The organism is Gemmata palustris, from assembly GCF_017939745.1.
Taxonomy (GTDB): Bacteria; Planctomycetota; Planctomycetia; order Gemmatales; family Gemmataceae; genus Gemmata; species Gemmata palustris.
The window spans coordinates 3,417,701-3,437,228 of record NZ_JAGKQQ010000001.1; the positions used below are offsets into that span (position 1 = coordinate 3,417,701).

A 19,528-nucleotide genomic window follows, 5' to 3' on the forward strand; every position below is an offset into this window, starting at 1 on the left:
CGCTCGCTCCGCGATGAGGAGGCTTGGTTCCCTGTGAATACGAGAAGGCGCAACTATGCCGGGAGCCGAACCGCTCGCGGAGCGAGCGGACTACGCTCCGGCCCCAGATACTCAGGAAGTCGTAGTCGCGCGCCGTAGCTCGTACCGAGTGACCAACTCCGCGGCCAATTGCGTGATGTGTGTGCGGCCCTTCGCGGGGCCGTCCTCAAGCTTCTCCAGGAGCGCGGGCGGAATCGCACCCACCCCCGCGAACGCCCCGACCAGCGAACCGGCCATCGCCGCGACCGTGTCCGTGTCGTCGCCCAAACCGATCGCGCGGGCGATTGCCATCTCGAAATCGCTCGGGGTGGCCGCGAAACACGCGATCGCCGTCACAACAGACCGGTGGGCGTGCAGCGTGCTCCCCAACCCGGATAACGAATCGCCCGACTTCAGCTTCGCGGCTATCGAGAGGTGCCAGCGGAATTCTTCGGTGGTTGCGCGCGAAAGCAGCTCGCGGTAGAACTGTTTTCGGTCGAATGTGGTCGCGTGCAGAGCCAGTGCGGTCGCGTGGGCGAGCACTTGCGCGCCCTCGATCCCGAGCGGGTGCGTGTGCGTCGGGAGTGCCGAGAGTCGCGCTTGCTCCCACCCCTCGTCCAGCTCATCAGCGAACAGCAACCCGATCGGCGCGACGCGCATCGCGGCCCCGTTACCGAACGAACCGCCGGGGAAAATGTTCGCCGCGAGTGTGCGGTAGTCGGCCCCTCGCGCCATCGTCTCGATGACGCGCCGCGCGCCCTGGCCGTAGCCGCGTTCCGGGTGGTAGTTCTCCGCGAACGCGCGGCACAGGCGCGCTTCGTCGATGTGCCCGCACTCGGCGAGCGTTTCCGCCACGCCGATCATCATCTCGGTGTCGTCGGTGTAAAAGAGCGCGTCGCCGGACGGGTTCGTGACGAGCTTATCGGGCGTGCCGAACTGGAAGAAGATGTCTGCGTGCGTGAGCCCCTCGTAGGGCGCGCCGACCGCGTCCCCGACGGCCAACCCGAGCAAGCACCCGGCGAAGCGATCCGACAGAGATGCGGAACTCTCCCAGATTTTCATGGCGCGCACTCAAGAGCGAACGGCCGGCACCGATTGGTGAAAGCGCGGTCTTTGTGGCGGCGCGCCGAATGTCGCTGGCACGCCACGAGCCAAAACAACACAGCTCTCACCAGAGTACGCCTGCGGGTGCTAGTGCGTTCGCCACGGGAATTAGTCGTTGATGTTGGCGAGGAAGTCTTCGTACTTCTTGCGCGCGTTGAACTCGTCGGCGGTCAACGTCTTCTGCTTCGTGGTGAGGGTGTCGATCTCCTTCTCTTGGTCGGAGAGCTTCTTGAGGTAGGTGGCGTAAACTTCGGCCTCTTTAGGCGTCTCGCGCAGGTTTTTGCGAATACGGTCCTGGTCGACCGTGAACCGCTGAAGGTCGGCCACAACTTGGTTCAGTTCGCGCTGCACCACGTCCCACTCGCCCTTCAGCTTCAGCGCGGCTTCAAGCTTCTGCTTGAGAGCGGGGCCGGCCTCACTCAGCGAGATGAAGTAGCGGATCTGGTCTTCCGCGCCATTAGTGAGCGCGACGGTTCGGGTCACGTCCTTCTCTTCCTTGACCGTGAACGATTTGGTCTCGCCCGCTTTGATCTGAATTTGGAACCGGAACACGTCGGGCGTCTCTTCCGCGGGTTTATCGGTGCCCATGAGCTTGAACTGCTGGGCCGTGCGGTTCGGGTGCTCGATCAACAGCGTGCGGTCCGTTTGCGAGCGGTTGGCGGCCTTGTAGGTCGTTTCCTCCGTGACCTTTGTCGCGGTGGTGACGATGCCCTTCACGGCTTTCACGCTGGTGATCTTCTGCGCGCCGGCGCCGGCCTTGGGATCGACCTCGGTCCCCAGGTCGATGGCGTAACTCAGCAGGCGCTCTTCGTTCGGCTGAACGTCCAGCACGCGGGTGTCGCCCGCGTACACGCTCCCCTCGAACACGGTGATCGGCCCCTGGTTCAAGTGCGCGCCGGACGTGTTCTTGAACCGCAGCCCGAGCAGCGGGTGCTTGGCCTGCACCGCGGGGTTGTAGATCGAAACCCGCGTGCCCTCAATGTCCTTGCCCACAATGGGCAACAGCGCGCTCTTCTGGCGCGGGAGCGAAACCGGGTGGTCGATCGTGTACTGGAAGAAGTCACCCAGCGCGGCCCCGGTCGCGGCGTTCGCAACCGCGCCCGCATCGATCCGATTGACGTACCCGTGTGACCGGTCCAGCGCCGCGAAATAGTTGTTAATCATCGGGCGGTACTTGTCGGGCAAACTACTGTTGAGATCGCGGACGATCGCGGCCCGCTGGACTGCGTCCAGTTCGCCCCAATGTTCGGCGAACCTCCGAAGCGATTCACCGGTCGCGCCCCCCATTCCCGAACCACCCAGGGTTTTGGAATCCGGGACCAATCCGCGCGCACCTGCGCGCTGAGACGCCCACAATTGCACCGCAACAGGATCGTCATTGGTAACGAGCCGCCCCATTTTCTCGGCGTCATTCATGCTCTTGAGGAGGAACTCTTCACGATCGGTCTTCGCCTGTTGCAACCCCTTGGCGCGCCCGCTCATATCTCCGCGATACGTCACGGGGCGCAGCGATGCGAACAATTCGGGTTCAACGGTGGGCCGGTTGATGTAGAGCGGGTTGTAGAGGTCCATCTTGAACGAGATCGGGCGCCCCGACACGAGTGCCATCTTGACCCCGGTCCAGTCCTCGTCGGTCGGGTTCTCGACCATCGCCCAGCCCTGCAGGTACGGCTTCTCCTTCTCGTTCATCAACAGCCGGTAACTGGTCTTCCAGATGGGAGCATCGATGACGTACCTGACCTGGACCTTGCGCTTGCCCTCGCCCGCGAAGTGCAACTGAACCGCCTTCTTCTGAGAATCATGGCTCAGTGCTAGGACTTCCAGGGCGCGACGGAACTCGCTCTCGATGACCGGGTTGCTGAACCGCAGCGATTGGACATCGGTCATCTTGATGGCACGCATACCCTCCGCGCACCACATATTCAAAATCTCGATCTCGGTCGTTTGAGTGCCGGCCGGGGCTTTCTGTTTCTCGACCCCGACGATCGTGCCGGTGAGCTTGCCCGGCTGGTTCGCGGCGGTCGCGCTGACCGCAACTTCGATGCGCTCGCCGCGCAACTGGCTGATGATCCCCGCGAACGTCGGGTTGTTGTTCAGGTTGATCGCGAACGAACCGAGCGTGCGCGCGATGGGCTCGCGGGAGTCGTAGGACACGGCGCTGATGCGACCGTTGCCGAAGTCTTCGAGGACCATGCTCTTGAGCAGGTCGTTCACGTCACTTTCGGGGAACGTGAGGTCTACTCGCGCTTCGCCCTCGACCTCGCCGCTTCGGGAGAAGTACCCGACGCCGCTGTTGAACAGCACCACCCGCGTGAGCGGGAGTGTGGTCGCGGGTTTGAGGTCTTGCTTCGCGTCGCCCGCGGCGCTCAGGAGTTTGTCCGCGCCCACACCCGCTCCGAGTCCCAAAGCGCCTGCGACCGGAGCCACCAACAGCCACTTCTTCATGGGAACTCTCCAAAAGGGTGCCCCGCGGGGCCGGGATCGGGTAGTGTCGTTTCGCAGCGCGCTCCCGATGATAACGGCACGCGGGCACCCGCGCCTGCACCAACATCGTGCGCTGTTACACGCCCCCGGTTCCTCTGGAAGACGACCATGCACCGACGGTCTCGCTCGTTCGCGTTCGTGATTCTTGCGCTCTCGGCCGCACTCGCGCCCGCGCGCCCGGTGCAGGAAAAGCCGCTCCCGGCGAAGGCGCCCGCGGAGAACATCGACGGCCCGCCGGTCGTGAGCGCGAAGGCGTGGGCCGTTGCCGACGGCAAGACGGGCAAGGTGCTGTGGGGCTCGAAGGAGCACGAGCCGCTCGCGATCGCGAGCACGACGAAGATCATGACCGCGTACATCGTGCTGCGCCTCGCGGCCGAGGACGCGAAGGTGCTCGACGAGGTGGTCACGTTCTCCGAGGCCGCGGACAAAACCCCGGGCAGTTCTTCCGACCTCAAGGCCGGGGAGAAGGTGCCCGTGCGCGACCTGCTCTACGGGCTGCTCCTGCCGTCCGGCAACGACGCCGCGACCGCGTTCGCCGAGCACTTCGGCAAGCGCTTCAAAGGTGACGGCAAGGCCGACGACGCGGTGGCGCGGTTCGTCGCCGAGATGAACCGCACCGCGCAGGCCCTCAAGATGGGGGACACCAAGTACCTCGACCCGCACGGCCTGAGCAAGAACGTCGCCAGCGCGCGCGACCTCCTGGCGCTGACGTTCGCCGCGCTCAAGAACCCGACGTTCGCGAAGTACGTGCGGACCCGGCGCCACACGTGCGAAGTGATCGATGCGGACGGCAAGAAGCGCGAGGTGACTTGGGGCAACACCAACAAGCTGCTCGACATCGAGGGGTACGAGGGCGTGAAGACGGGCACCACGACTGCGGCCGGTTCGTGCCTCGTTTCGAGCGGGCGGTACGAGTCCGATCACTTGCTCGTGGTCGTTCTGGGCTGCACGTCCAACGATAGCCGATACGCGGACGCGCGGAACCTGTACCGCTGGGCGTGGCGCGAGCGCGGCCACGGGTCAAAGGTGAAGTGAATTCCGCAGCGCGGCATTCCCCTGGGACTGCGGGCAAGACGCCCGCGGTCCCAGAGAGACCTCACTTCTTGCCGATCGCGTAGAGGTGCGTCTTCGTTCGCAGGAACAGTTCATCGCCCGCCATTGCAGGCGACGCCATGAACCCGCCGTCGAGCCGGTTCTCCGTAACGAGCGTGTACGAGTCTGCGTCGGCCCTCACCACGAAGGTCTTGCCGATCTGGTTGCAGAAGTACACGTTTCCTCCAGCCAGCACGGGGGACGACGAGAACTCGCCGTCGAGCCGCTCGCTCCACACCACCTTGCCGGTCGCGGTTTCAACGCACGACGCGATGCCATTATCGGAAATCATGAACAGCCGATCGCCGGCCACCAGGAGCGACGGGCGCGTGGACACGTTCTTCGCGAGTTGCCACGCGACCGCGTCCTTCGACACCGGGCCGGACAGCCCCTCGGGTTTCACGGCCAACAGCTTACCCGTGTGCCCGCTGGTCAGGTACATCAGCCCGTTGGCCATCACCGGCCGGGCCGCGCCGTTCATCCCACCGTGCGTGAGGCGCCACAGTTCCGCGCCGGTCTTCGGGTCGTAGGCCATTGTGCATTCGGCCGACGGGCACACCAACCACGGCTGCCCACCGACGGCGAACAGTGCCGGCGTGCCATAGGCCTTCTTGTAGTCGCCGTTGTCGGTCGAATACTTGATCTTCCGATCGGTGGTCCACACCGTTTTGCCGGTCCGCTTGTCGAGCGCGGTGACGAACTGAAAATCGGCCCCATCCAAGACGAGGTACAGCAAGTCGCCGTACACGACCGGCGACGACGCGGCGCCGCGGAAGTGGTCGCACTTCAGGTCGGTCCGCTCCCACAGCACCTTACCGGTTCCGGTGTCGACGCAGAACGTTCCGGGGCTGCCGAAGTGTGCGTACAGCCGGTCCCCTTCGATGAACGGCGTCGGGGACGCGAAGCTGTTGAACGGGTGACAGTATTGGGGCTTCTGGTCGGTGTGCAGTTTGGTGTCGTGCAACACCTTCCCGCTCTTGCGGTCCACGCACACCGCAAAATAATTCACTTCCTTTACGGGGTTCGCCGGCGGGCCGCCCTTCACCGGCTTCGGGTTCGGGTCGAGCACCTCGTCGGCCGTCGTCACCCACACCTGATCCCCGAGTACGACCGGCGACGACCAGCCCTTCCCGTGGATCGCGGTCTTCCAGGCGACGTTCTCCTTTTCGCTCCATTTTGTGGGCGCGTTCTTACTTGTGGCGTGTCCGTCGGCGGTGGGGCCGCGGAACCCGGGCCACGAATCCGCGCCATAAAGTTGCGGGCAAGTGAAGAGGCTGAAGGCAGCGAGCAGCAGACGAGTACGCATGGGGAGGGTTCCGGTTGAGCGGGTGAGCCCGTTCAGACTACCCAGAAGATATGCGGGTTACAACGGACAAGCGCTCCGCGCGCAGGTACATTGTGGGCACGAGACACCCCCTCCCCAACCCTCCCTGAAATTCGGGAGGGCTTCATCCGGCTCCCCCTTCCTTCTTAGGGAAGGGGGTTTGGGGTAGGTTCTTCTGGAAAGTCCTCTCATGTCCACAACGAATCCCGAACACGATCGGCTGAACGATACCAACGAGCTCCCCGCGTGGCGGCGGTGGGGGCCGTACCTCGCGGACCGGCAGTGGAGCACCGTGCGCGAGGACTACTCGCCCACCGGCGACCCGTGGGGCTATTTCCCGTTCTGGCACGCGCACCGGCGCGCGTACCGGTGGGGCGAGGACGGGCTCGCCGGCGTCAGCGACGACAGCCAGTACCTGTGCCTGGCGCTCGCGCTGTGGAACGGCGCGGACCCGATCCTGAAAGAGCGCCTGTTCGGGCTGCCGAACGAGGACGGCAACCACGGCGAGGACGTGAAGGAGCTGTACTACTACCTCGACGCCACGCCGACGCACTCGTACTTGAAGATGCTCTACAAGTACCCGCAGGCGCGCTTCCCCTACGAGCAACTGCACGACGAGAGCAAGCGCCGCGGGCGCCACGACCCCGAGTACGAGATCCTCGACACCGGAACCTTCGACGACAACCGGTACTTCGACGTGTTCGTGGAGTACGCGAAGGCCGGGCCGCGCGACATCCTGATGCGCGTCACCGCGCACAACCGCGGGCCGGACGCGGCCGACCTCCACATCCTGCCGACGCTCTGGTTCCGCAACACCTGGGCCTGGAAGCCCGATCAACCGCGCCCCGCGTTCCTGCCCTCATCGCACGGCGGGCTCAAGGTCTTCCACCCGGAATGGGATGCGTACCGGTTCTGGGCCGGCGACGCGCAGCAGTCCGGCGAAACGTTCAACGAGAGCGTCCCGCCGCTCGATCGCGTCGGGTACCTGTTCACCGACAACGAAACGAACGCGCCCGCGCTCTTCAACACGCCGGGCGAGGGGTATTTCAAGGACGGGTTTAACGAGTACGTTATCAACGGCAACCGGGCCGCAGTGAACCCGGAGGGCTCGGGCACCAAGACCGCGGCGCACTATACGTTCACCGTTCCGGCGGGCGGGTCGGTCACGGTCCGGTGCCGGCTCCGACACGCCTCCGACGGCCCCGACAACCCGTTCGTCGCGTTCGATCAGGTGTTCGCGGACCGCATCGCCGAAGCGGACCAGTATTTCGAGACCTTCCAGCAGGACATCCCGGACGCGGACGCGCGCCGCGTGCAGCGCCAGGCCGTGGCGGGGCTGATCTGGACGAAGCAGTTCTACCAGTACGACACGTACCGCTGGCTGAAGGGCGACTCGGCCACCATCACGCCGCCCGAACAGCGCTGGTACGCGCGCAACAGCGACTGGCAGCACTTCAAGGCGGCCGATATCCTCTCGATGCCGGACAAATGGGAGTACCCGTACTTCTGCGCGTGGGACACCGCGTTCCACGCGGTCGCGTTCGCGCCGTTCGACCCGGAGTTCGCCAAGGACCAACTCCTGCTGCTGTGCCGCGAGTGGTACACCCACCCGAACGGCCAGTTGCCCGCTTACGAGTGGAACTTCTCCGACGCGAACCCGCCGGTTCACGCCTGGGCCGCGTGGCGCGTGTTCCAGATCGACCGCAAGCACCGCCACACGCTCCGCACCGGGGGACACGAATCGCACGGCAAACCCGAGGAGTGCGAAGCGGACGCGGACTGGGGCTTCCTGGAGCGCGTGTTCCACAAACTGATGATTAACTTCACCTGGTGGGTGAACCGGAAGGACGCACAGGGGCGGAACGTGTTCCAGGGCGGGTTCCTGGGGTTGGATAACATCGGGGTGTTCGACCGGAGCCACCCGCTCCCGACCGGCGGGTTCATCAACCAGGCGGACGGCACCGCGTGGATGGCGATGTACGCGCTGAACCTCATGCGCATCGCGCTCGAATTAGCGACGCGCAACCCCGTGTACGAAGACATCGCGATCAAGTTCTTCGAGCACTTCCTGGGCATCGCGAAGGCCATGACCGACATGGCCGGCAAGGGCGTCGGGCTGTGGAACGAGGACGACGGGTTCTACTACGACGAACTCACGCTCCCGGACGGCCGCGTCGAACCGCTGAAGGTGCGCTCGATGGTGGGGCTGATCCCGCTGTTCGCGGTGGAAGTTCTGGAGCCGGAGCTGCTCGCAAAAATGCCCGAGTTCGCGGCGCGCTTGCGGTGGGTGCTGGAGAACCGCGCGGACATGGCCGGGCTGGTGTCGCGCTGGTTCGAGCCGGGGCGCGGCGAGCGGCGGTTGCTCTCGCTGCTCCGCGGGCACCGCATCAAAAAGCTGCTCTCGCGCGTGATGGACGAGAACGAGTTCCTCAGCGCGTTCGGGGTGCGCGGGCTCTCGCGCTACCACCGCGACCACCCCTACACGTTCCGCATGGGCGACCACACGGTTTCGGTGGGGTACGTGCCGGGCGACTCGGACACCGGGATGTTCGGCGGCAACTCGAACTGGCGCGGGCCGGTGTGGTTCCCGGTCAACTTCCTCATCATCGAGAGCTTGCAGAAGTTCCACCACTACTACGGCACCGATTTCAAGATCGAGTTCCCGCTGGGCAGTGAGAAGCAGATCACGGTACTGGAAGCGGGAGTGGAAATCACCCGGCGCCTCACCCGCCTGTTCCTGCGCGACGCGAACGGCCTGCGCCCGTGTTTCGGCAAGTACGCGAAGATGCAGAGCGACCCGCACTTCCGCGACTACCTGCTGTTCCACGAGTTCTTCCACGGCGACCACGGTGCGGGCCTGGGCGCGAGCCACCAGACCGGTTGGACGGCGCTCGTGGCGAAGCTGCTGGTTCCGCGCCGCGGAGAGAAGCTCTACGACGAGCTCATCTCGGCTGAACCCGCGCCGGTCCAGGGCCAGCCTTCGGGTGTGTCGGTGGGTAAGTCGGCCCGCACGGGGCAACATTAGAAATCCCACAGTGCCCTCATTCGGGGACCGCGGACAGGGCGCTCGCGGTCCCCGAATGAGGGTGCTTCTCAGCACGCGCCCTGATCTGTTGCCGGCGCGGAACCAGACCGGTGTTCGTACTACGAACACCGCACCAACCGCAGAATCCATCCCCGGACGGCCTGCGACACGCGCATTCGCACGTCCCGGCAACTTATAGAGTTCGATTCCCGCCACTTCGCTCGGTACACTGGAGGCAGTCCTCGCCTACCTTCTCCCACCGCGCTCGCGTCGAGGGTTTCATGCGCCACACGCGATTCCCGGTCTGGCTCGTCAGCTCGGTCCTCCTGACCGGTGGCGGCCCCGCGTTCGCGGCCGATCCCCCCACCCCGTCGTTCGCGACCGACGTGGCCCCACTCCTGAGCGCGAAGTGCGTGCGCTGCCACGGCGAGAAAGTGAAGAAAGGCGATCTCGATCTGAGCACACCCGCCGGGGTACTGAAGGGCGGCGAATCCGGCCCCACGGTGGTGTCCGGCAAGCCGGAGAAAAGCCCGCTCTACGAGATGGTCCACAAGGGCGCGATGCCTCCAGGCAAGAAAGACACGCTCGCGGTGACCGAAGTTGACACGCTCCGACGGTGGATCGCGGCCGGCGCAAAGGTGCCCGACGGCATCGCGGAAGCGAAGCTGACTCAGCACGACGTGATCCCGATCATGCTGCGACACTGCACGGCGTGCCACGGTCGGCACTTGCAAGAAGCGCGCCTCGACTTGCGGACCCCGGCAGCGATGCTGAAGGGCGGGAAATCCGGCCCCGCATTCGTACCGGGCAAACCGGCCGAGAGCCTGATTATCAAGCGGATCGCGGCCGATCAGATGCCCCCCCCAACGAAGCTCGTCGAAGCGTGCGTGAAGCCGGTGGACAAGACCGAACTGGAGACGCTCACGAAGTGGATCGCCGCCGGCGCGCCGGTCGTGGACGTGCAACCGGACACCGCAACCACGACGCCCGACGCGCTCGTCACCGATAAGGACCGGGACTTCTGGGCGTTCCGCCCGCCGCAACCGGTGAAGGTGCCCGCGGTGCGAAACGGCACCCGCGTCCGCAGCCCGATCGATGCGTTCGTCCTTCAGAAGCTTGAAGCAAAGGGTCTTTCGCTCGCGCCAGATGCCGATCGCGCAGCGCTCGTGCGCCGGGCGTACTTCGACCTCATCGGTCTGCCACCCGAACCGGCCGAAGTGAAGGCATTTCTCGAAGACAAAGCGCCGGACGCTTACGAGAAGTTGGTCGACAAGCTTCTCGCTTCGCCGCGCTACGGCGAGCGCTGGGGGCGCTATTGGCTCGACCTCGCGGGCTACGCGGACTCCGAAGGTAAACGCGAACAAGACCTCCCGCGCCCGCACGCCTGGCGCTACCGCGATTACGTCATCAAGAGCTTCAACGCGGACAAGCCCTACGACCAGTTCTTGAAGGAACAGCTCGCGGGGGACGAACTCGCGGACTACATGAGCACGAAGGAGATCACGCCGCAGATTTATGACAATCTCGTCGCCACGGGGTTCCTCCGAATGACGCCGGACGCGACCTGGGCGAACATCACCGGGTTCGTCCCGGACCGCATCGAGGTGATGGCCGACCAGATCGACGTTCTCGGCTCCGCGCTGATGGGCCTCACGATGAAGTGCGCCCGGTGCCACACCCACAAGTTCGACCCGATCCCGCACCGCGACTATTACCGGCTCGTCGCGGTGTTTAAAGGTGCGCTCGACGAATACGACTGGCTCAAGCCGGAAATTCGCCCCGGTATCGGCCCCGAGAGCATCGACGTTGCTCCCCCGCGCCTGCTCTCCCTTGTAACCACGGCCGAGCGCAAGGTGTGGGAAGCAAAGAACGGCAAGCCCGGCGCGAAGCCGACACCGGAACCGAAGGTCCAGGCGATCTGGGACCGCGGGGAACCGTCACCGACGTACATCTACCGGCGCGGCGATTACCTGATGCCCGGCGCGCTCGTCGGGCCGGGTGTGCCGTCCGTCCTCACGGACGGTAAGACGCCGTTCGAGGTGAAACCGCCGTGGCCGGGCGCGAAGCAGACCGGTCGGCGGCTCGCGTTCGCGAAGTGGCTCACGCGACCCGATCACCCGCTCACGGCCCGCGTGATGGTGAACCGCATCTGGAAGCACCATTTCGGCACCGGAATCGTGCCCACGCTCGCGAATTTCGGCAAAGCCGGCGCCCCGCCCACGCACCCCGAATTGCTCGATTGGCTCGCGCGCGAGTTTGTTAACCCCTCCCCAACCCCTCCCCTAAACGGAGAGGGGCTTAAAACAACTGCTGGTTCTTCCTCCCCCTTCCCTTCAGGGAGGGGGGCCGGGGGGGTAGGTTCTCCCCCTTGGAGCATCAAAGCGATGCACCGGCTCATCATGACGAGCACCACCTACCGGCAATCATCCGCGATCGTGCCCGAAGCGAAAAAGCTCGACCCCGCGAACGCGCTCTACTCGCGCATGCCGCTCGTCCGGCTCGACGCAGAAGCGCTTTACGATTCGCTCCTGTTGGTCGCGGGCAAACTGGACGAAACCCGCGGCGGCCCTGCGGACGCGGTGCAAGTGCGCAAAGACGGCCTCGTGACCCCCGGCGGGAACGCGAAGGGCTGGCGCCGACTCGTCTACGTGCAGCAAACGCGCAAGCAGCCGGCCACGCACGCCGAAACGTTCGACTTCCCGCAAATGAACCCGAACTGCATCGAGCGCCGCGACTCGACCGTTGCTCCGCAAGCCCTCCACCTGATGAACAACGGGATGGTGGAGCAACTCGCGACCGAGTTCGCCAAGCGCGTGCGCCGGGTCGCGGGTGACGATCGCGGGAAGCAGGTCGAAGCCGTGTACCTGATCGCGCTGAGCCGGTTGCCGACCGACGAGGAGAAGCAGCTCGGCCGCGACGCGATCCGCGAGTTGGCCAATACCTGGAGCAAACAACTCGCCGCGAGCAAACCCGCCAGCGATACCGTCGAACTCAAGGCACTGGCGACCTACTGCCACACGGTACTGAATTCCGCCGCGTTCCTGTTCGTGGATTAGCCGTTTACGAGCCGCGACCGCAACAGTAGTTTCAAGGCGTTGCGTTGGTTGTAAGTGTATTGTGTGGCAGGGTAATACATCGTGTGCGTGGGTATCGTGAGCGGATCCGTTGCGTGAGCCAGTCGAGCATCTCGGCCAACGGGAACTGGGCGACCCAGGCGGTCGGCGCGAGCCCGCGTGCCCGAGCGATCCGGAGCGTCAGGTACACCCACACCTGGCGCAACAGCAGGGCCACGCCCTCGAGCAGCAACCGGTACTCGGGGTTGGTGCTGGTGGTCCACCCGCGGGCCTGGTTCTTCTGCCGATAGCTGGTCTCGATCCCGAACCGCTCTCGGTACCGCCGGCGCCCCAACCGAGCCCGGTTCGCCTCCGACACGGCGGTCGCATCGCCCCACCCGCGGAACGCGTACACCCGGGCGTGCGATTCGCCCTTCCGTTGCCACACGAGCACCCGAGTCGATACCGCCTTGCGGCTCTTCTCGGTGACCCACTCCATGGTGGTGATGGTGCCGTGGGGTTGGGTGTAGCTGGCGTTGCGGCGGTTGGTACCGGTGCCCTTCTTGCGCATCGGGACCGTGTAGCTCAGGTTCCGTTCCTGCAACAGCAACAGGGTCTCCCCGCTGTCGAACCCGGCGTCCAGAACCACCCCGCGGACCGTGAGCCCGCGGGCCGCCACCTGGTCCAGAAGGGTCTGCACCTGCTGGTGCGGCTTGGTTCCTTTCGTCACGCTCATCAGCCCCACGGTGTACCGCCGGTGCTTGTGAATCAGTACCCCGGTGGCGTACGCGTGAAAGAACGAGGTCCCGGCCTTCTTGGGTCCGCCGATGATCCCCGGGGTGCTGCGATCCCCATAAAAGGGGACGTAATGCACATCGATGGCACACGTCCACCGGCGCCTCCGGTCCCGGCGCGTGAACCCCGCCACCTGGTGAAGGGCATCCACCAACCGGGCCGTGAGTTGGTCCCGGGAACCCCGGTTGGCGTGCATCGCCTGTCGCGCGGTCTCGTGGGAGAACCCGAAGTACCGGGTCACTACCGCGAACAACGTGCGGGTGGTGCCCGCGATCAACAGCACCAGGTCGAGCAACTGGGTGCGCGTGACCGACCGCTTGTAGTCGGTCCAACCCAGGGCCCGTTCCAACGTTCGGCGCGTCAGTGCGTGGACCACCGCCGGGGTGATCGTAGAGTAACCACGTCGCATGGGAGGCTCCCGTTCAAGTGCCTGAGAACCTTGAACTTAGGAACTCCCATGCGGCACTGCCAAATCACTTGAAACTACTGGCAAGGGAGCGGGAGGCGCAATAGCCCCGGCCGTCGCGGTTCGACACACGGGGAGCCACAGCACCGCTCCCTTGCGGTCGCGGCTCGTTCGATCCGCTGCGACCGGGGGTTTACGAGCCGCGACCGCAAGGGAGCGGGAGGCGCAATAGCCCCAGCCGGCGCGGTTCGACACACCGGGGAGCCGCGGCACCACTCCCTTGCGGTCGCGGCTCGTTCGATCCGTTACGATGAGACCGACAGCGCTAAAACGAGATGGGACCGGAACGAATGGAAGGTGCCTCAGCGGTCCCAGGATCAAGAACCCGCCCTTGCCGTCGCAGTTTGTCAGACAACACGGGGCCACCCGATGCGTGCTTCACTGCTCCACAGGCGCGATCTGTTCCACAGCATCCCTGGCGGGATCTTTGGCGCTGCACTCGCATCGCTCCTCGGCGCCGATGACGCACGCGCGGAAGACTCCGCGCCGTTCGCGGACCTCAAGCCCCGGAAACCACACTTCGTGGGAAAGGCGAAGGCCGTCATTCACCTGTTCCAGAACGGCGGGCCGAGCCAGATGGACCTGTTCGACCCGAAGCCGGAACTCGACCGGCTCCACGGGAAGTCCTACGCAGACAAACTCGCGGGCGAAATCGAGTTCGTGAAGAGCGCGGGCGCGATCATGCGCAGCCCGTTCAAGTTCGCGAAGCACGGCAAGTGCGGGGCGCCGGTCTCCGACGCGATGCCGCACTTCGCCGGGGCGGTCGATGACGTTACGTTCATCCGATCGATGCACACGACGAGCATCACGCACGAGCCCGCCGTGTACATGATTCAATCGGGCAAGATCACTCCGGGTCGACCGACCCTCGGCGCCTGGGTGACTTACGGGCTCGGCAGCGAGAACCAGAACCTCCCCGCGTATGTGGTGCTCGACGACCCCAAGGGCCTGCCCGTAAACGGCGTGGAGAACTGGCAGTCCGGGTTCCTGCCGCCGATGTTCCAGGGTACGCGGTTCCGCTCGACCGGTTCGCCCGTGCTGAACCTGAAGCCCGACACCGAGCGCCCCGTGCCCGTTGCGCGGGCCGAAAGTGAGCTGCTCGCCAAGCTCGACGCGATGCACAAGCGCGACCGCCCGAACCAGCCGACGCTCGATGCGCGGATCGCCTCTTACGAACTGGCCGGGCGGATGCAGCTCGAAGCCACGGACGCGCTCGACATCTCGAAAGAACCGCTCCGCGTGCAGGAGATGTACGGCATCGGGAAGGAGCCGACGGACTCTTACGGGCGCCGGTGCCTCATCGCCCGGCGCCTGATCGAGCGCGGCGTGCGGTTCGTGCAGCTTTACATCAACAGCCACATTTGGGACACGCACAGCAACATCGCGGCCGAACTGAAGTCCGCGTGCGACCGCACCGACAAGCCCACCGCAGCGCTGCTCCGCGACCTCAAGGACCGCGGGTTGCTCGACAGCACGCTCGTGGTTTGGGGCGGCGAGTTCGGGCGGTTGCCAATCGCGCAACTTCCGCCCGACAAGGACGAACGCAAGGCCGGGCGCGATCACAACAAGAACGCCTTCTGTTCGTGGATGGCCGGCGGGGGAACGAAACCGGGCCTCACTTACGGCGCCACAGACGAACTCGGGCTCAACGCGGTGGAGAACCGCGTGAGTGTCCGTGACTGGCACGCGACCATCCTGCACCTGCTCGGAATGAACCACGAGCAGCTCTTCATCGAGCAAAACGGACTAAAGGAGAAGCTCACCGGCGTCGAGGACGCGCACGTCGTGAAGGGGATTCTGGCATGACGGAGGATAAGTGGCTGGAATGCTCCGATCCAGAAACCATGCTCGAGGTTCTGCGGGACAAAGCAAGCGATAGGAAGCTACGGTTCGCGTCGGGGCAGTTTTGCCTGAATTACATCCGTCCATTTTCGCCCTGGCTACCTTGGGGCGAAATGACTCCCGGCACACTCGAGAGCGCGAAACATTCCAGTGAAGACGGCACCCGATACGAAGACCTGATAGTCGATCCCGAGAACGGCGACCTACCCAGCATCCTAATCCACGAGAATGCGTACACCGCCGCGTGGGGTACCTGGGTCGCACTCACAAGACTGATACGCAGGGCAATCTTCATTCGCAGCTATGAAGCTGAATTCAATCTCGAAGCGCTCTTCGCAGATATTGAAGCAGCAACAGGCGCGTTCAATGTTACACAAGCCGCTCTGCTCCGCGACATCTTCGGGAACCCGTTTCGGCCGGTCGTGCTCGCCCCGGAGTGGCGCACGGAAACGGCTCGCGCGCTCGCCGCACAGATGTACGAATCGCGCGAGTTCAGCGCGATGCCGATCCTCGCCGACGCACTTCAGGACGCCGGTTGCGAAAACACCGATATCCTGAACCATTGCCGCGATAGTACCACCCCGCACGTCCGCGGGTGCTGGGTCGTTGATCTTCTCCTCGGTAAATGCTGACGATCGGAACGTGACCGCATGGGAACACCAGAACCCTCCCCCGAAAACCTTCCTGCACCGGTGGCAACGAAGGACGCGACCAGCCTGCGCGACATCTCCCCGCAGCAGTGGAAGTCCGGCGCCGCCGCGTGGCTGGGCTGGATGTTCGACGGCCTCGACATGCACCTGTACGTGCTCGTGGCCACGCCGTTCGTCGCCGAACTCATCATGCAGCCGGACCCGAAGCACCCGGACGTCGGGTTCTACGGATCGTGGATCCAGGCCGCGTTCCTGTTCGGGTGGGCGCTCGGCGGCGCGTTCTTCGGCCGCATCGCGGACCGCATCGGGCGCAGCCGCGCGCTCGTCCTCACCATTCTCATGTACGCGGCGTTCACGGGCCTGGGGGCCGCGGCGCAAACGTGGTGGCAGTTGATGATCTTCCGGTTCCTCGCGGCGCTGGGCATCGGCGGCGAGTGGGCCATTGGCGCATCACTACTTTCCGAAACCTGGCCGAAGAAGTGGCGCCCGTGGATCGCGGCCGTGCTCCAAAGTGCCGTGAACATCGGGGTGATGATCGCGGCGGCGGCCGTCTTCCTGATGGCCGACCTCCCGCCGCGCTACGTGTTCCTGATCGGTGTGGCCCCCGCGCTCATTGTGTTGTGGATTCGCCGCGCGGTACCGGAACCGGAGGAGTGGGCCGGGGCGAAGCAGGCTGCAGCCGCGAACCTACCGCGGTTCTCCGACCTGTTCCGCCCGCCGGTGCGCCGAATCACCGTGCTCACGCTGCTCGTGTGCTCCTGCGCGCTCACCGCGCACTGGGCGTTCCTGTTCTGGTACCTGCAGCACCTCCGCAACATGCCCGAACTCGCCGAGTGGACCGCGGGCGCGCGGAGCGAACTGGCCGCGACCGCGATGTGGGTCGTGATCGGCACGTCGATCGTCGGGAACTTCATGGCCGGTGCGCTCGCGAACTGGGTCCGCTACCGGTGGGCCATTGTGACGCTGTGCCTCGCGTACTGCGCGGCGATGACCGCGACCTACGGTGTGCCGCGCGACCACAATTCGTTGTGGCTCGGGTTCATCGCGATCGGGTTGAGCCAGGGCTTGTTCGGGCTGTTCACGATGTACATGCCGCCTCTATTCCCGACGCTGTTGCGCACGACGGGCGCGGGCTTCTGCTACAACTTCGGCCGCATCGCGGCGGGGATCGGAACGGTGCTATTCGGGCTGTTCGCGCCGGTCGGCGACTACCGCCTCGCGCTGCTCGCGGCGGGCTTCCTGTTCATCCCCGCGGCAGCCGTCGCGCTGCTGCTGCCCGAGCCGCCGGACGAAGTTTAGTCGCTCGCCGGGTGGGTCCAGGCTCGGCACAGGCCCACCACGTCGTGCGAAGACCACCCCGATTCCGCCGCGGGTTTCGTTTTCTGCCGAAGACGGGCTGGTGGGCCTGCGCAAAGCCTTGACCCACCCTACACAGCACCGTCTGTTGCACGGGCCACAAGCGGGTGTTACGAAACCCCAATCGGACCTCTCCCATGTCCACCGATTGCCGCGAGTTCGGTTACGCGCCCGATGACCAGTGGGCGAAGCTCCCGCCCGGTTTCGACTGGAAGGAAGTGGCTGCGGTCGCGACCGATTCGCGCGACCGCGTGTTCGTGTTTAGTCGAGGCGAGCACCCGCTCATGGTGTTCGCGCCCGACGGCACGTTCCTCGAAGAGTGGGACGCGACGATGTTCGTGCGGCCGCACGGCATCACCATCGGCCCCGATGACGCCGTCTATTGCACCGACGACATGGGGCACACCGTTCGGAAGTTCGCGCCGGACGGCACGCTCCTGTTCACGCTCGGCACGCACGCCCAACCGTCCGACACCGGCGCGACCAGCATCGACTTCCGCACGATCAAGTTCGCAGGGCCGCCGTTCCACTACCCGACCAACCTCGCGCTCGCGCCCACCGGCGAGTTCTACGTCACCGACGGGTACGGTAACGCCCGCGTTCACAAGTTCGGTCCCGACGGCACGCTACTCTTCTCGTGGGGCGAACCGGGGAGCGGACCGGGCCAGTTCCATGTACCGCACGGAATCGCGGTCGATCGCGACGGTGTGGTCCACGTCGCCGATCGCGAAAACAGCCGCATCCAGTCCTTCGCGTCGACCGGCGCGTTCATCTCGCAATGGACCGACCTCGCGCGCCCGTCGCAGATCTTCATCGACCGCGCCGGACGGTACTTCGTCGCGGAACTGGGCTACCGCGCCGGGATGTGGCTCGGCACCACCGCCCCGACACCCGACGCGACCGGGGGCCGCGCGAGCGTCTTCGACGCCAACCGCAACCTGATCGCGCGCTGGGGCGGCGGGGACAACCCGACCGCGCCGGGCGACTTCTTCGCCCCGCACGACATCTGCGTGGATTCGCGCGGCGCCGTGTACGTGACGGAAGTCGCCTGGTCCGCGGGTGGCAACCGCGGGCTCGTGTCGCCGGACTGTCACGCGCTCCAGAGATTCGGTGAACCCTGCCCGCAAGGGCAGCGGGTCGTTTGACAGCCGAGGCACCTCGCCCTTGCGGACCAGTCACCCGCCCCTGCGGGCGGGGTCCGCGTACACAGGAGCACCCATGAAAGCCTGGCGATTCCACGCATTCGGCGACCTGCGCCTCGACGACGTACCCGAACCCACGGCCGCCGCGGGGCACGTCCTCGTTGAGCCGATCTGCGTGCAGCCGAGTGTCACCGAAGCGCAGCTCGCGCAGGGCATTCCCACGCTCGCCTACGATCGCGTCAAGCGGCGGCTCGAAACCGAAGCCCCGCTCCAGTTGTTCGGCCACGAGTTCTGCGCGCGGGTGCTCGAAGTCGGCCCCGGCGTGACGCGCGTGAAGCCGGGTGACCGCGTCGCGGCGCGCGCGAAACTACCGTGCGGCCAGTGTCCGCTCTGCCTCTCCGAACGCAGCACACTGTGCCGAAAGGGGCCGGTCATCGGGTTCGATCTCCCCGGGTGCTTCGCGGAACGGGCGCTCATCCCGGAAATCGCGCTGACACTCGTGGACGAGCGCATTTCCGACAGCGAAGCCGCGTGCCTGCAATCGCTGAGCGATAGCGTCGCGGCCGTCGAGACGGCCGGGCTCCAAGTGGCGGACACGGTCGTGATCTTCGGTCAGGGGAGCATGGGGTTGGAGTGCTTGCAGATCGCCCGCATCAGCGGCGCGGGGCGCATCATTACCGTGGACGTGCGGGACGAAGCGCTCGCGGTCTCGCGCGAACTCGGTGCGGATCACGCGCTCAACGCGAACGCGGGCGACGTGGTCGCGGCCATACGCGACCTGACCGAAGGCAACGGAGCGGACGTAGTTTTTGAGTGTGCGGGGGGAAGCCCGAAACAGGGACTCGCGGGGAACCGGTCGCTCCTGAACGCACTCGACGCGGTCCGCTCTGGCGGGAAGGTCATCGGCGTATCGTGGTTCGGCGGCCCGCTCGAAGTGAACATCGACTACCTCCGGGAGCGCAGCTTGCGTTACCTGTTCCCGGACATCAGCACGCTCGGCCACCTCGAACACACCGTGCGGCTGGTCGCGTCCGGGCGCGTGCGCCTCAAACCGACCATCACGCACGTTCTGTCCGGCATCGGCGCGGTCCCGCGAGCGTTCGAGATCACCGCGCAAAAGGGGAAGTACAAGGCCATCAATCCCGCACAGGTGATGATGCGCGGGTGAACGACCCGG

General features: G+C 65.5%; 12 protein-coding genes. 8 read left to right on the plus strand and 4 right to left on the minus strand.

The genetic code is table 11. The features are described from left to right. Positions 1-111 precede the first annotated feature (111 nt). Positions 112-1,080 (minus strand): ADP-ribosylglycohydrolase family protein, encoded by a 969-nt coding sequence (locus J8F10_RS14035; RefSeq protein ID WP_210654487.1) that lies wholly within the window; start codon positions 1,078-1,080, stop codon positions 112-114. A 150-nt stretch (positions 1,081-1,230) separates the two neighbouring features. Next, entirely contained in the window at positions 1,231-3,567 is a 2,337-nt protein-coding gene (locus J8F10_RS14040; protein WP_210654489.1) for a DUF4139 domain-containing protein, read from the minus strand. A 147-nt stretch (positions 3,568-3,714) separates the two neighbouring features. On the opposite strand from J8F10_RS14040, the gene J8F10_RS14045 reads away from it, so the two are divergent. Beyond that, positions 3,715-4,641, plus strand: a complete 927-nt coding sequence (locus J8F10_RS14045) for a D-alanyl-D-alanine carboxypeptidase family protein (RefSeq protein ID WP_210654491.1) — start codon at positions 3,715-3,717, stop codon at positions 4,639-4,641. Between the two features lie 61 nt (positions 4,642-4,702). Here J8F10_RS14045 and J8F10_RS14050 read toward each other — a convergent pair whose 3' ends face one another. Beyond that, entirely contained in the window at positions 4,703-6,004 is a 1,302-nt protein-coding gene (locus tag J8F10_RS14050) for a PQQ-like beta-propeller repeat protein (RefSeq protein WP_210654494.1), read from the minus strand. 208 nt (positions 6,005-6,212) lie between these two features. On the opposite strand from J8F10_RS14050, the gene J8F10_RS14055 reads away from it, so the two are divergent. Then, on the plus strand, positions 6,213-9,047 hold the full coding sequence (locus J8F10_RS14055) for an MGH1-like glycoside hydrolase domain-containing protein (protein ID WP_246523331.1): 2,835 nt from the start codon (positions 6,213-6,215) through the stop codon (positions 9,045-9,047). A gap of 281 nt (positions 9,048-9,328) precedes the next feature. Further along, the gene (locus J8F10_RS14060; RefSeq protein WP_210654496.1) at positions 9,329-12,103 is read left to right on the plus strand and encodes a PSD1 and planctomycete cytochrome C domain-containing protein; all 2,775 of its coding nucleotides are present in this window, start codon (positions 9,329-9,331) and stop codon (positions 12,101-12,103) included. A gap of 31 nt (positions 12,104-12,134) precedes the next feature. Here J8F10_RS14060 and J8F10_RS38880 read toward each other — a convergent pair whose 3' ends face one another. Further along, entirely contained in the window at positions 12,135-13,304 is a 1,170-nt protein-coding gene (locus tag J8F10_RS38880; RefSeq protein ID WP_246522717.1) for a transposase, read from the minus strand. A 426-nt stretch (positions 13,305-13,730) separates the two neighbouring features. Between J8F10_RS38880 and J8F10_RS14075 the strand changes: the two genes are divergently transcribed. From J8F10_RS14075 to J8F10_RS14095, 5 genes are all read left to right on the plus strand, one after another. Further along, a complete protein-coding gene (locus J8F10_RS14075; RefSeq protein ID WP_210654499.1) occupies positions 13,731-15,167 on the plus strand; it encodes a DUF1501 domain-containing protein in 1,437 nt (478 codons plus the stop codon). Continuing rightward, complete coding sequence (locus J8F10_RS38885; RefSeq protein ID WP_246523333.1) at positions 15,164-15,835, plus strand: hypothetical protein; 672 nt, start codon at positions 15,164-15,166, stop codon at positions 15,833-15,835. Before J8F10_RS14075 ends, J8F10_RS38885 begins: the two co-directional genes overlap by 4 nt. An 18-nt stretch (positions 15,836-15,853) precedes the next feature. Further along, a complete protein-coding gene (locus J8F10_RS14085) occupies positions 15,854-17,152 on the plus strand; it encodes an MFS transporter (protein ID WP_246523341.1) in 1,299 nt (432 codons plus the stop codon). Positions 17,153-17,346: 194 nt separating this feature from the next. Beyond that, entirely contained in the window at positions 17,347-18,354 is a 1,008-nt protein-coding gene (locus J8F10_RS14090) for a peptidyl-alpha-hydroxyglycine alpha-amidating lyase family protein (RefSeq protein ID WP_210654501.1), read from the plus strand. Positions 18,355-18,427: 73 nt separating this feature from the next. Continuing rightward, a complete protein-coding gene (locus J8F10_RS14095; RefSeq protein WP_210654503.1) occupies positions 18,428-19,519 on the plus strand; it encodes a zinc-dependent alcohol dehydrogenase in 1,092 nt (363 codons plus the stop codon). The last annotated feature ends 9 nt before the right edge of the window (positions 19,520-19,528 follow it).